Source organism: Paenibacillus sp. OK060 (assembly GCF_900101205.1).
Taxonomy (GTDB): Bacteria; Bacillota; Bacilli; order Paenibacillales; family Paenibacillaceae; genus Paenibacillus; species Paenibacillus marchantiae.
Window position 1 is genome coordinate 22,578 of record NZ_FNFR01000015.1, and the last position, 13,571, is coordinate 36,148.

At 49.5% G+C, this 13,571-nt stretch carries 13 protein-coding genes; all 13 read right to left on the reverse strand.

Annotated features, from left to right (window positions below):
* Nucleotides 1-37: 37 nt before the first annotated feature.
* The 13 genes from tilS to spoVT all read right to left on the reverse strand — a co-directional run bounded on the left by tilS (nucleotide 38) and on the right by spoVT (nucleotide 13,440).
* Nucleotides 38-1,477, reverse strand: a complete 1,440-nt coding sequence (tilS, locus tag BLS14_RS30775) for a tRNA lysidine(34) synthetase TilS (protein ID WP_063567557.1) — start codon at nucleotides 1,475-1,477, stop codon at nucleotides 38-40.
* Nucleotides 1,478-1,521: 44 nt separating this feature from the next.
* Nucleotides 1,522-2,469, reverse strand: coding sequence for a serine/threonine protein kinase (locus BLS14_RS30780; protein ID WP_024633727.1), 948 nt, complete (start codon nucleotides 2,467-2,469; stop codon nucleotides 1,522-1,524).
* Nucleotides 2,453-3,205 carry a vWA domain-containing protein gene (locus BLS14_RS30785; protein WP_064641402.1) on the reverse strand — a complete coding sequence of 251 codons (753 nt, stop codon included), beginning with the start codon at nucleotides 3,203-3,205 and terminating at the stop codon, nucleotides 2,453-2,455. Before BLS14_RS30785 ends, BLS14_RS30780 begins: the two co-directional genes overlap by 17 nt.
* Nucleotides 3,206-3,290: 85 nt before the next feature.
* Entirely contained in the window at nucleotides 3,291-5,798 is a 2,508-nt protein-coding gene (spoIIE, locus tag BLS14_RS30790) for a stage II sporulation protein E (protein ID WP_170867968.1), read from the reverse strand.
* A 502-nt stretch (nucleotides 5,799-6,300) separates the two neighbouring features.
* Nucleotides 6,301-6,834, reverse strand: a complete 534-nt coding sequence (locus BLS14_RS30795) for a S1 domain-containing RNA-binding protein (protein ID WP_063567555.1) — start codon at nucleotides 6,832-6,834, stop codon at nucleotides 6,301-6,303.
* A 198-nt stretch (nucleotides 6,835-7,032) separates the two neighbouring features.
* Nucleotides 7,033-7,368, reverse strand: coding sequence for an FtsB family cell division protein (locus BLS14_RS30800; protein ID WP_063567554.1), 336 nt, complete (start codon nucleotides 7,366-7,368; stop codon nucleotides 7,033-7,035).
* A 12-nt stretch (nucleotides 7,369-7,380) separates the two neighbouring features.
* Nucleotides 7,381-7,950, reverse strand: coding sequence for a spore cortex biosynthesis protein YabQ (gene yabQ / locus BLS14_RS30805; protein WP_063567553.1), 570 nt, complete (start codon nucleotides 7,948-7,950; stop codon nucleotides 7,381-7,383).
* Nucleotides 7,947-8,231 (reverse strand): sporulation protein YabP, encoded by a 285-nt coding sequence (gene yabP / locus BLS14_RS30810; protein WP_053778920.1) that lies wholly within the window; start codon nucleotides 8,229-8,231, stop codon nucleotides 7,947-7,949. Before yabP ends, yabQ begins: the two co-directional genes overlap by 4 nt.
* 179 nt (nucleotides 8,232-8,410) lie before the next feature.
* The gene (locus BLS14_RS30815) at nucleotides 8,411-8,689 is read right to left on the reverse strand and encodes an RNA-binding S4 domain-containing protein (RefSeq protein ID WP_024633720.1); all 279 of its coding nucleotides are present in this window, start codon (nucleotides 8,687-8,689) and stop codon (nucleotides 8,411-8,413) included.
* On the reverse strand, nucleotides 8,689-8,961 hold the full coding sequence (locus BLS14_RS30820) for an HU family DNA-binding protein (protein ID WP_017691362.1): 273 nt from the start codon (nucleotides 8,959-8,961) through the stop codon (nucleotides 8,689-8,691). Before BLS14_RS30820 ends, BLS14_RS30815 begins: the two co-directional genes overlap by 1 nt.
* A 303-nt stretch (nucleotides 8,962-9,264) precedes the next feature.
* Nucleotides 9,265-10,758 (reverse strand): bifunctional methyltransferase/pyrophosphohydrolase YabN, encoded by a 1,494-nt coding sequence (mazG, locus tag BLS14_RS30825; protein ID WP_090955699.1) that lies wholly within the window; start codon nucleotides 10,756-10,758, stop codon nucleotides 9,265-9,267.
* Nucleotides 10,759-11,007: 249 nt separating this feature from the next.
* A complete protein-coding gene (locus BLS14_RS30830; protein WP_090955701.1) occupies nucleotides 11,008-12,708 on the reverse strand; it encodes a putative polysaccharide biosynthesis protein in 1,701 nt (566 codons plus the stop codon).
* Between the two features lie 189 nt (nucleotides 12,709-12,897).
* A complete protein-coding gene (spoVT, locus tag BLS14_RS30835; RefSeq protein ID WP_024633717.1) occupies nucleotides 12,898-13,440 on the reverse strand; it encodes a stage V sporulation protein T in 543 nt (180 codons plus the stop codon).
* Between the last annotated feature and the right edge of the window lie 131 nt (nucleotides 13,441-13,571).

The window sequence follows — 13,571 nt, forward strand, 5'->3', positions numbered from 1 at the left end:
AGTTATACATATGAAAGCCTTACCTGAACCATAACCACTACCCCTGAATCGCTGAATCGCCTACAGTCATGTACAGGATTGCGGAAGTATCCTCCCTGACAGGAGCTACACTAGACCGGCGAACACCCGGTAACCAAATGACATTGCCTGCTCCATCACATACCACGGGAACCCGTGAACGGACAGATGGGGGAATTTTCTCATCGATGAAAATATTTTTCACCTTTTTGCTTCCGTTTAATCCCATCACTTTCATGGTATCTCCAGGTAACCTTGAACGCACAACCAGCGGCATAAGCAGTTGATCCGCATCAAATGCGGCATGATCCGCCGATTCCGGTACATGATAGTCCTCGGGACTCATCGGAACGATCCGAACATGCCGGTCGATTTCCGCGAGAGAAAGCTCATAAGTTCCGCTCCATTGAGCAAGACGATATTCGTAAGATTGATCCTGTACGTCAGTCCGTATGCCGAAAGAGATCAGATCATACTCCCGGGTGCAGGCGAGTGTCTGTCCTATATCCAGGCTCCAGGTCGTCGCGTCAGGCTGAATTACCTTGCGGCGAATGGTCTCAATACGGGTAAAGTCGACAAAATCACTGTCCAAAGGCAGATAATTCAATATTAGTTTAATCAACCTTCGTTGTAAAGCGACATGTAACTTCAAAAAGGAAGGCACCTCAAAGGTTTGCCTTCCGCCGTTCGCCTGCACTAGACACCTGTATGCGTCATATGCACCTTGTTCCATGAAATCGTCTTCATCGCCTACAATTTCGGCAAGTCGATTCAAAGACGGCGTCAACTGTCCATTATATTGCCCCAAAAAAGGAAGCACATCCAAGCGAATGGCATTACGCCGATATTTACGCAGGGAATTGCTTTCATCATTAAAATACAGAAAACCCTGGGTATTACAAGCTTCTACAAGGTCTGTCTTGTTTATACGAAGGCATGGACGAATAAGTTCCACATTTTTTTCTCGCCGTTTAAACTTCATTCCTGCGAGTCCGGAAAGACCACTTCCTCGCAGCAAATGGAGCATAACCGTCTCTGCCTGATCGTCGGCATGATGGGCCAGTGCAATGCTCGCCGCATCGTATTTGACAGCCACTTCATGCAAAAACTCATATCTTTTGTTGCGCGCAGCTTCCTGAGAGCCTTGACCGGTAAGCTTCATATAAGAAGGTACGTCGGCCTTAACCCATTCAAATGCAATGCCAAGTCGGTGCGCAAGTTCCTTCATCATCTCGGCTTCATGATCGGATTCAATCCGAAAACCATGGTGTACATGGGCGCAGATCAATTCCAGCGGGACATGCCTGGTACTGATTTCATGCATGATATGCAAAAAAGCTACCGAGTCCGGTCCGCCCGATACTGCGACGACAATCCGATCCCCGGGAACCCATAACTGATGCTCTTCCGCTGCATCCAGCACGTTATTCACCAGCTTGTTCCAGCGTAAAGCTTCCATACCTGTTCCTCATTCCTTACGTTATGTATATGCACTCTCACAGGTCAGAATCGCAGTGCATAGATGAGTACCCCAATAAGTAATATAACGGAGACGGCAAATGCATTTTTGAGCCAACGCGGAGTTGTACTCTTGGAACGGCGACGAAGAGGAGAAGGGCGTGCCATCATCTCTTTCCAGACCTTAGCCGCGTGTCCGGCATCCTGAAATTGACCTCGTAATGCCTGAATAGTCCAGTTTCGAAAAGGGCGGAGACGTTCGCTGCGCTCCACGAGAGCTGTGAGCTGATTTACACTTCGCAGTTGAGGTAATCCCTCTGCAGCTAGCGCTTTGAGTGCATCAGCTTCAAGTACATGAATCAATAATAGCGCAAAAGCAAACACATCATAGGTACCGTCTGCTGTTCGACTGCCTGCATTCCAGAATCCGCGATCATACCATTCAGTGAACTGCTTGACGCTCCGGCCGATAGAAGTCACTCCGCCATAGTCGATAAGTTCTACCTGCCCATAATCCGATACCAGTACATTTTGAGGTTTGAGATCGCCAAACACCCATCCAGCCTGATGCAATTGAGCCAGCTTTTGCAATAGTCTGAGTCCAACCAGAAGTGTCCAGTCCGTTCCCTGACGCCGAATGAAGTGGTGCAAAGACTCCCCCCGAACGTAACGCATCACATAAAAGGGAATATCACGACCACGAATAGCGTAGTCATCCACATCTTTCAGATAAGAAGGAATGCCACTCTGCCGAAGGGCCTCATGATTACGCTGTAATTGAAAAGATTTGAGCACATTAATTTCCGATTGCAGATCTACTGGGTCAAATCCCATTTTAAGCGCATAATGTTTGCCATTCTCACCCCGCTGGACAAGAAAAACGATGCCGTTGGCTCCTTTGCCCAGCAGCTTCCGAATCGTATAACGGCTGCGATTCCATTTCCCTGTGATGACTGTTCCTGGCGGGAAAGAGGCGTCAGACAACGTTGTCACCGAGCATCCCTTCTCTTTCAATGCGATAGTTCCCTTCTATTTCCTGCTGTCCCTCCAGTGTACCATAACGGTAAAAATCAATCACCCTTTGAATCGCAGGACCTGTCGGCGTCGCTCCCTTCATTTGCAAACGTCCAAATAGTGAACGAACACGGCTCGGGTCAACTGTCCAGTCGATATCCATGACAGCTTCTTCTCCGCTATGGCGCCCAGGAAAATGAAAGACGGAAAGATGGCTCTGACCCATACGTGCCTGCAAGCTAAGCATTAAATCGCGAATCCCTTCCTCCACCGCAGCAAGCTTCGGCTTCATACTGGCACTTACGTCAATGAGAAGCACGACCTGAAGTGGTGTTGTCTCGGCCATATCATCCATCACTTCAACGACCTGCGCACGTTTTGCCGGTTCAAGGTCTGTTACCGTTTTCGGCTCGTGCTCTCCCAGAATTTGTGTTAACTCTCTATTAACCGCCTGTTGAATGGTCTGAACCACCGTTTTTCTTGTCATCATCTGCATCGTATGGGCAAGCTGTCTTGTGCCTACGATCTGACTAATTCCACCTCCGGCTTTGGCAATATCCTCGATCTCCCGACTACCCAACTCACCAATGGTTCCATAATCAATAACGCCGACCACGTTGACCGTAATTCCTTCTTCTCGCGCTTCCGCCGCAGCCAGCACTGGACTTGGGCCTACATTGGAACAACCGTCGGTGATCAACAAGATTTGTTTCATCCGATATCCCTCCGTTTTGGGTTACTCTCCAACTCTATGACTAGCATTGCCAGAATGAAGAGACTTCAAACAGAGGAATATGCAATTAACTGACAGTGCGCGGACGCTCCATCCGGCTTATTCCGGGTACTCTCAATGTGGCCCACTCCGGGCGATAATGTTCTATTTTGCCTACAATTACAGTCATATCATCATAGATCTCATGTTGCTGATAACGTATAACACTTTCAAGCAGACAGTCTGCTACCTCCTGAGGATCATCACTATCAATTTCCTGAATGAGCCGCTTCATCCATAGTTCTTTATTGACGGCATACCCCGGTGCATCATAGATACCATCTGTCATCATAATTAAAACATCCCCTGGCTGAAGCTGTACGGTTACCAGATCCACCTCAATATCTTTGATAATGCCAATCGGCAGATTGCTTGCCGAAACTTGAATAACCTCCTGCCCTCGTTTAATAAAACTTGGAGTCGAGCCGATTTTCATAAACGTGGTCTCTGCCGTATATTCATCGATCAGAGCCATATCCACTGTTGCATACATTTCTTCAGGAGAACGCAGCATCAGAACGGAATTCACCGATTTGATCGCCAGCTTCTCATCCATGCCCGACTGTAACAACTGCTCCAGTATATTTAGCGCAGCACTGCTCTCCATGCGTGCCCGTTCGCCATTGCCCATGCCATCGCTAAGCGCAACTGCAAAGGTCCCGTTACCCAGTTCAACCGTGCTGAAACTGTCCCCGGACATCACATCTCCCCCTTTGGCGGCAGCAGCAACACCGGTTGTTATCTCGAACGTTTTGGCAGAACCAAAGGTGACTGTCGCCAGCCCTTGGCGAGGATCGAGCATGGTCTCATTCAAGACGGCAATATGCTCGTCCAGTACATCCGAGATCAGCGGAGCAATTATTTTCCGGCACTCGTCAAATCCGCGTGTATAGGCATGAACAATCTCAATTTCCACATTCCCCGCTTCCAGATTAATGATTTCAATAGAATGTATGGACAGACCCAACGACTCAAGCGCATCCCGAATCTGCTCCTCCTGTTGTACCATCTCCTCACTTTCCCGTTGAATTTCTTTCGCCAGGTCCTCCATCACCTGGGATACCCCTGATAATTGCTCTGCAACCAGCTGTCGACTATCTATAATCTGACGTTTCCATTGCATGTTATGTTGATGCAGACCATACTGGGCACGCATCACTTCAAGTACGTCCTCCGGTTTCGCACATACCCTGTTCCATTCCACCGGAATCTGCTTGCCTGACATCTCCGGGTTGGCTTCAATGGAACTCATCACGTCCGTCATGTATTTATAGGTTTGAATAAACTTCGCATCCCAACATTGATCCTTCTTAAAGCAACCCGAACATGTGCCTTCGGCTACGGCATTCATGAAGTGTTCCATCCCGCCTTCGTTCTGTACCGGCTCCCCCGCGCCGGACATCTGATCGAAGCTGCGTGACAACTGACGGAATACCTGAGAGAAGCGGGTAACCCGTTCTGCGGTGACATCCCGAATTCTCTTCGCATATTCATGTTGCGATTTCGTGTGATCCTGAGTGCCAGGAACATATTTGGAGATGGCCGTCAGCATACTTTTTGGCGTTAACATAAACAGAACAATGGCTGCGCATGTCTCCCATAAGGAGTTCATGACATCTCCCGGTCCACCCAGGTATATGGATAGGATAGAGGAACCGAGCAGCATGCCCAGAGCAACCGCCGCACGTTTTCCTTCCCGGAGCATACCCGCCAGCATACCAGCAAAAGCAAGCAGACTCATCTGATATACCGCCGACATATCGGCCAAACTCAGAATGAGACCAGTAATGACCCCAACCGATGCTCCGAGGGGGGCTCCGCCCACCAGCGCGAAGATTAGAATGAGATAACGAGAGAGCATATGCTCTACAGACAGGGACTGGATCGTCCAGCCCACCGCCCCCGTCATTACGGAAGCCAGCAAGATGATCAGACAGAGGATCTCCTCGTTCTTTAGGTTGAATTTTTTTTTGCGATACGTGAAGATCGGTATGGCCTGTATGAAAACTAAGGTAAGCACAAAGCTGAGTACGGAATCCATCGTGAGCATTAGCATGGCGTACCAGCTGAAAGACGGCCCAATAACGACGGCGAATAACTTGACCATAAAAGTAGTCGTAAACACCATCGTTGGCGCATAAGATAATTCAGCGCGGTCATAAGACTCCAGTCCTCTGAACAACAGATAGAAGATAGCGAGCTCCGAAGCAACAATCAGAGGTACCGGAAACGGGGCGAAGAGACTTCCTGCCAGCAACGCAGCTCCTACCGGAATAATATAATCCCTGCGCATGAAGGCGATAACCGCAAAGTAAGCAATCGCAAAGGGTGATAATTCATTCAGAATCATGGCCTTACCTAGCAAAAATCCCATAAAGGTAAGAAGCAGCACCCATTTACGTGCAGCAACGATCTGGACGGCCTTGCGGGAGCTAATCCACTGTTTGAGACGTACCGACAGCTCCTCCCGAGCTTCTGTACCTCCTTTACCAGCTTTCATTCCCGGAAATTGAATGACATTCCACTTTTCCATCATCCTCAAGGCACCCCATTCGATTAATTTAATTTTCGTGTTTCGTTCTCGATGGTTCTGATTATAGATAGAATAGAAGACGTAGTTTGTCACAATTGGTGGGTAGGGTCCAAAAACTTTACGACAAAAGAAACAGACGCGGCGCGGTGGTGCGGAACCCCCGGCCTTATTGTGGTTTCATCCATTTGCCACAACCCTTGCCGACAAGGCACTTGTCTGATTTTGAACCGGACGCGCTTCGTCATCGCCACGATTTGAGCAGGATACCTGTGGAATGCCACGGAAACCTGTCGGTAAAAAATGGTAGGCGACAAATGTTCTTATGTACTTTTTTTCTTGTGCAGAAAAACTGGGGATATGGAGCTTCACTTTACAAAAACGGCTATGAATCCAGTTAATTGTCTATATCTGAACGGTTAAACTCCAAAATTAAAAACAAACGCAAAAAAACCGTCAGCCCCAAGGCTAACGGTTTTTCTTATATTTTAAATCAGGTTGAACCAGATTACACGCGTTTGGCTCCACGGCCACCACGTTTGCCTTCTGTGTTCTTCTTCAGCGAAGAGATTCGTTCTTCGCTATCTTTCAGGAAGCGTGACATTTTATCCTCAAATGAAGGTTTGCCTGCTGCGGGCTTGAAAGAACGGCCTCCGCGGTCACGGTTAAAACCACCACCACCGCCACCGCCTCCACGGCCTTGGCCACCACTTGGGCCTCCACCGCTGAATCGTTCGCGATCTCCTCCACTGCGTTCCGGTCTAGGAGCTCTTGGGGGTCTGGACTGTGTTTGTTGCTCAACCGGTTTGTCAACAGCTTGCTTAATGGAAAGCCCAATCTTGCCATCCTTGTCAACGTTGATGACCTTAACGGTAACAAGGTCATTAAGCTTCAGGTGGTCGTTGACATCTTTGACATAATTGTCGGCGATTTCCGAGATGTGAACGAGACCCGTGACACCTCCTGACAGATCCACAAATGCTCCAAAATGCGTGATGCCTGTCACCTTGCCCTCTAACTTGGTGCCCACTTCAATTGCCATAGAATAAAATGATCCTCCCTTAAAAATATACAACCCGATTTTTTGAATGCCAAAATCAATGCTGTGCTAATTTAATTATACCTTATGCCGCAAACCAAGGTCAACTGAGCACTACCCCTTAAGGTAGCCTATTTTTTCCGGTATAACGGCTTCAGACACATAGATAACAATCCTTGCTCGATAATGAGCCAAATTACATCAGTTCCCTGACTCTTCAACCTGAATTGGTGTTTCCTCAGGCAGATAGTATCCTTTTTTCCGAGCCAGCTGTCCTATGTATTCGGGATCCTTCAACCGACTGACTTCGTACTTCAATTGATCCAGCTTCTTCAACGTCTCTTCCTTTGAAGATTGCTGGGCAGCCAGATGAGAACTCTTGTCCGAAATTTGCGCAGTCTGCACAAGGAACGTATATCCTGCCCAAATGATAAACACAACCATAAAGGTCATCCATAGCATGAGACGCCTTTTGGCACCTGCAGATTTTCCTTGGCCTGCTGGAGCTTTTGATTTGTTCATAGGTGTTTTACCCATTATCGGACCTCCTTAAAACCAGCGTTTCCACATCGCTGCGATACTTGAACCCGCACGGATCAGGAAGTGTGGCGTAACCCAATGTTTCAGGATTGGCCTAAACATCCAGCGGAACAACTTGCCGAAAGGTACCAAACATTGCAGCACCAGCTTACCCAGGAATAACAGTATGGCGAGTACGAAACCAAATAATACACGCACTAGCTTGTAAAGTCCTTTAGCGGGCATAACGATCAGGATGTTAAGGATATGTCCACACCAATGAATCAGCGTTCTTGCGAGTTTAATTAACATTACCACAAAACGCTGGGTTGTAACACTTAAAAGCCAAAAATAGAAGCAAACCCCTATAATCAGCCCCAAAAAGACATAAAACCGCAGCTGTCCGTGGTTTCCGGCGTACAGCATCCGGAAGACGAACAGCGCGGAAGCGACCCAATACAACAGATCTAGCGTGTGGACGCTCCATCTCGGGAACCGTAGCTGACCGGACAGTACCCGGTAACTGTCGTAGGCCATCCCCATCACGGCTCCCGACATCAGCATCCACATCAATGTGATCCATTGAGTATCCGGACTCATCGGAACATCTTGCCGAACAGGCCTTTACCGTTTTTGGACTGAGAACCGGGGTCCAGATATTGAAGAGAACTGACAGTGCCCTCGATGGATAACAAACCGTCCTCCAGGCTCAGGTTTTTGATATGTAAATTGTGCCCCCGGATGGTCAGATGCCCAAGTTCAGTTTGCAGCAAAAATTCCTCACTGTCGAAGCTCTCCACATTGGAGACACCCGTCAGATCCAGCAGTTTCCGATTCTGCATGCTCAGATGATGCTGTTTCGTCTTACTTTGCTCAACCATGGCATGTACCCCTCCTTCTTAACCCTAGCTTATGGATCAGAAGTGCAGAATAGAACCAAGGTTGGATGAAAGCAAATGTCCGGATAACGGTTGAACACAAAAACGCCCTTCCCTATACGGGAAAGGCGTTTCTTTTCATTTTACAATGAATGTGTATAAAAGTATATCAGGCATCCCTGTTACCAGTTCAGACCGTTATCCTTGGCGATCGGCTCTTCCTTAACCAAGGTGTAGAGGCTGCTCGCCTCATCCTTCTTGGTACTCTCGGCAAGACGTTCCACCTTCACGGTGACCAGCTTTTGACCGAACTGAACCGTAAGCTCATCGCCCACTTTGACAGCGGCGCTTGGCTTCGCTTCACGTCCGTTCACCAGCACACGTCCCTGTTCGGAAACGTCCTTGGCTACGGTGCGGCGTTTGATCAGCCGGGAGACCTTCAGGAATTTATCAAGACGCATTATTTTACGGCTTCTTTAAGTTTGTTGCCTGCTTTAAACGCAGGAACGGTGGACTCAGGAATCACGATTTCATTCCCTGTTTGCGGGTTACGTCCGGTACGACCGGAACGTTTGCGGGTCTCAAAAGTGCCAAAGCCGATCAGTTGTACTTTGTCTCCGCTGGCAAGTGCATCTGTAATTTCTCCCAAAAAGCCGTTCAATACGGACTCAACGTCTTTTTTAGTCAAACCGCTTTTGGTGGAAATGTTGTTAATCAGATCTGTTTTGTTCATTTTTAAAAGCCTCCCAAATTGAAAAAAAAGTATCTGCGAATCCGTGACAACAGATCTGCTGCTGTTGGCTCCGCGCAAGGTTACTACACATGTATTCTGGCTTGGCATCTGAAATCCTGCCTCGGTCTTCGACTTTTTTCACTTTTTGTCGGTCCTGCCCAAGAACAGTCTAAGTCCAGTACCCGAAACGCCTCTGCATTAATCACACGGTTTCTCGTGCAACCGCACCCGAGATGCTTCGACGACACGATACGCATGATGCAACTAATGATATCGGATCAGCGCCCAAAATGCCAGAACCCTTTACAATCCAGCCTTCTTCGCTGCCTGCCAGTATTGCTCCATTTCATCGACATTGCTGTCTGATGGAGTTCTTCCCTGTTCACGCAGACGCTCCTCAATATACTGGAAACGCTGAATGAATTTCCGATTGGTGGCGGCAAGCGCCTCCTCTGGATCGGTATCAATAAATCTCGCTACATTGGCAGCTGCAAACAGTAAATCGCCCAGTTCCAGCTTCCGTTCTTCCGCAGACTGGTTATGCTGCACTGCTTCTTTTAGCTCTGCCAGCTCTTCCTCAATCTTGGCAAAGACACCTTCCACGTCATCCCAATCGAAGCCAACTTTAGCCGCTTTTTTCTGTAATTTGTACCCTTTCATCAAGGCAGGCAAGTCGCGGGGAATACCGTCTAGCACAGAAGTCTGCTGTAGATCCTGTCCCTTGCGCTTTTTCTCCTCTGCCTTCATCTGTTCCCAGTTTTGCAACGCTTCATTCGCATTCTCTGCCTGTTGTTCACCGAATACGTGCGGATGACGGAAAATTAGCTTGTCGTTCAACCCTTCGATAACGTCGTACACGTTAAATGTGCCAACCTCTTCTTCCATCTGGGAGTGCAGCAAAATCTGCAACAGGAGGTCGCCCAGCTCTTCCTTCATGTGATCAGGGTCATCTTCATCAATCGTTTCAATGACTTCATAGGTTTCCTCAATCAGGTTTTTACGAATCGACTGGTGGGTCTGCTCCTGATCCCATGGACAGCCACCTGGACTGCGAAGGATATTCACGATTTCATGCAGTCGTGCGAAGGAGCGCCGACGAAGCGCGTCATCCGTATTCTTGGGCACATATATCAATGAGAGATTACCGTACCCTTCAATCCGATCCAGATCATGCAGCGGCACCTTGTGTATGATCTCCTGTCCCTGTACACCCAAGGCATGTCCGACAAATACCGGATAATCGTCAGGGTAAACGTCCATCAGGCACAGTTTTACGTCGGAAGCGGTAAACACATCATATACTTGTCCAATCAAGGTATGAAGCTGTGGCTGCACCAGTTCCGTATTCAGACTGCTGGCATCGAGAAGCTGAAAACCTTCAATCGGATCGAATCCAAGACGAATAAACGCTTCATCCAGAAAGCTTTCCCCACCCATAACGCGCAGCGAAATGCCCATTTCTGGGCAGCGCTCCTTCAACAGGCGTACGCTCGCTTCAGCGACCATGGGATGCCCTGGCACGGCATAAACGATCTCGGTACCCCGCTCACCCTTGCGTGCGGCCTCAATCAGTCGATCTGCAATTTCGTCGTACACTTCCGGAAAAGAATCCTTCGCCTCATAGATGGCATCGAAGGATGTCATCTCCAACCCTTCCTGCTTGAGATCATTCAATACGGGATGATCCAGTGTGCGTACATACAGCGTCGCTGCATGTTTCATTTTTTTGATGATTCCTACCGTTAGCTGATCTGCATCTCCAGATCCAAGACCGACTACTGTCAAAGTTGCACTCATCTTTATAAGCCTCCATCCGAACTATCCCGTTCCGACTCCCCATCCTTGGTCAACCAATCTTGGATGGGTCATACATAGTACAGAACAGGGCTCTATAATTAAACGTATTATACCAGAATTAGACGTTATCCTATAATTGCATTTGCATATGACACGGTGTGACTCATTCAATCACTTTTGCTCCGCTTTAATGTGGGATCCGGGTTGAATGGCTGACGTAGCGCTAACTGTAGCAGCGCAACGCGAGGGTTAGCGCAGCACACGCAGTCTGCGCAGCAGCTTCGCCAGCAGCGGCCCCAGCTTGGGCACGGCCGCCAGCTCTGCGGCGCTCAGCAGCCTCGTCCGGGCCGCGGCCAGTAAGAACACGGCCGAGCCTGCGGCTATGCCTAGCAGGCTCACGCCCATCGCGGCCAGCCTACGATCGGCCGCGATACCGATGCCGCCGAGCACTGCTTCGGCGGCCCAGGCCGTGCCTGCCGCCGCCAGGCTCATGGCGGCGATCACCAGCGCCGGCTTCGCCAGAACGGCGCCCGGGGCCGGGCGCATGGCGACAAGTCGCGCCAGCAGCGCCACATTCAGGCCAGCCGCCAGCATGTAGGCGACTGCGCCTGCCAGGGCCGCGCCGCTGATGCCCAGCGCCGGCACAAGCATGACGTTCAACAGCGCCTTGACGCCTGCGGCGGCCAGCATGCTGAACGCGGGTGCGCGCACGGCGCCGAGGCCTTGCAGCAGCGCCGCCGCGATAATGCTGACGGTGCTGCCCGCAGCCGTCAGCGCCATGTACCGCAGAGCTTCGGTGCCTGCGGCATCGCCGTACAGCATGCGGTTAATCGGCTCTGCCAGCACCGCTAGACCTGCGGATGCCGCCAGGCCGATCAACCAGAACCAGCGCAGCGCAAGGCCTGCTTGCTGCCTCACGGCTTCTGGCCCGCCTTTCAGCCTGGCTTCGGCCATCGCCGGAATAAAGAGCACAGACAGCGACGTGGCAAGCATCGTCACCAACTGAACCAGCGGCAAGCCCCGGTTGTAAATCCCGAAGGACACCATAGATTGAAGCTCATCCAACCCTTCTCGTCTTAGCAGTCGGGGTACCGTAAAGGTATCCACCAAATTCATCAATGGCACAGCCAGTGATCCGAGACAAACCGGAATGGCATAGATCAGTAGCGTCCGCATCCACTCACCGTTGGATCGCCGCTCCTCAGACAGAAGGCTGCTCCCCCCGCTTCGGTGTTCTTTGGTTTTCTCCATTTGCTCAGCTGTCTCAGTACTTTTCATAACAGCGAGCATTTCCCCATTTTTCCGTCGATGATGGTACACATATCCAAGCATCGTAACTAACCCGGCAAACCCTCCTGCCACTGAACCAATCATGGCTCCAGCTGCAATGGTCTCCAATGAAGCGTCCTGTCCCATGAGCCACAACAACAGAACAATCATCACCGTGACCCGAACAGTTTGCTCTACCACCTGGGATACCGCCGTAGGCACCATTTGCTGCAACCCCTGAAAATATCCGCGCAAGCCTGTCATCACCGGTACAAACAACAATGCCATTGAAGCTGCCCGAATGGACGGTACGACACTTCCGTTTCCAATCAGATCTCCAATAAGCGGTGCACCTATGTACATCAACAAGGCCAGCGCTAGTCCAATTCCACCGAGCAGCATCGAGGACAAGCGTATAACCCGTCTGCCCTCCTCCGGTCGACCAAGAGCATTCTGCTCGGCTACGAATTTGGATACAGCCACAGGCAGCCCTGCAGCAGCAAGGGTAATGATGAGCATATAGAACGGGTACACCGTATTGTAGATGCCAAAAACACCGTCTCCCCCCAGATTCTGTAGCGGAATCTTCTGAAAAGCACCAATGATTTTGGATATAATGGCGGCAAGCCCAAGCACAAATGCGCCCTGAAGCAATCTTGAGCCTGTAGACAACTGTTTCATATGTCCCTCCTGCGTATGTCCGTGCATTCATTCCTTCAAAGTATACCTAGCTATTATACCTGTCCCAAGGCGCACAGACTAACCCTTCAAGACACCATGCACTTCAGGACATCATCCACACTATCTACAGCTTCCCTAAAATGCAAAAACTCCTGGTTGCCCTCTGGGCACCAGGAGTTGATCTGCTATTTATTGCTCCATCTGTTTGCCAAGGAACCCGGCAGCTGTCTCGGACATTTTAATTTCCATCTGAGACATCTTCACCGATTCATCCTTGTTGAAAAGGATAACCGTTCCGATGGGGTCACCACCTGAAATGATCGGGGCAATAACAAAAGACGATAACGTCTCGTCATGATCTTTGCTAAGCTCATAAGAACCATTGTTGGTCTCCAAAATCGTCTTCCGGTTTTCCATACAACTCTCCAGCAGAGGACCTACCTGCTTATCCAGATACTCTTTCTTGGAGCCACCTGCCACGGTAATAATCGTATCACGATCAGAGATCATCGTTACATGGCCTGTACTTTCATACAGCGATTCTGCATATTCTTTGGCAAAATCACCAAGTTCGCCAATCGGCGAGTATTTTTTAAGAATAACCTCTCCATCGCGGTCCACAAAAATCTCAAGTGGATCGCCTTCACGGATACGTAACGTACGGCGGATTTCTTTCGGAATGACCACTCGACCGAGGTCATCTATACGGCGGACAATACCAGTAGCTTTCATTTCACATGTTGCCCCACTTTCTCGAGAAGATTTTTCAACTACTGTTCCTTAATGGGTAGAGGAAAGTCCCAGAACGTTTAGTGTGATATCTTGACCATAGTATTCATCTGTTCCCATTTCCTTATACATAC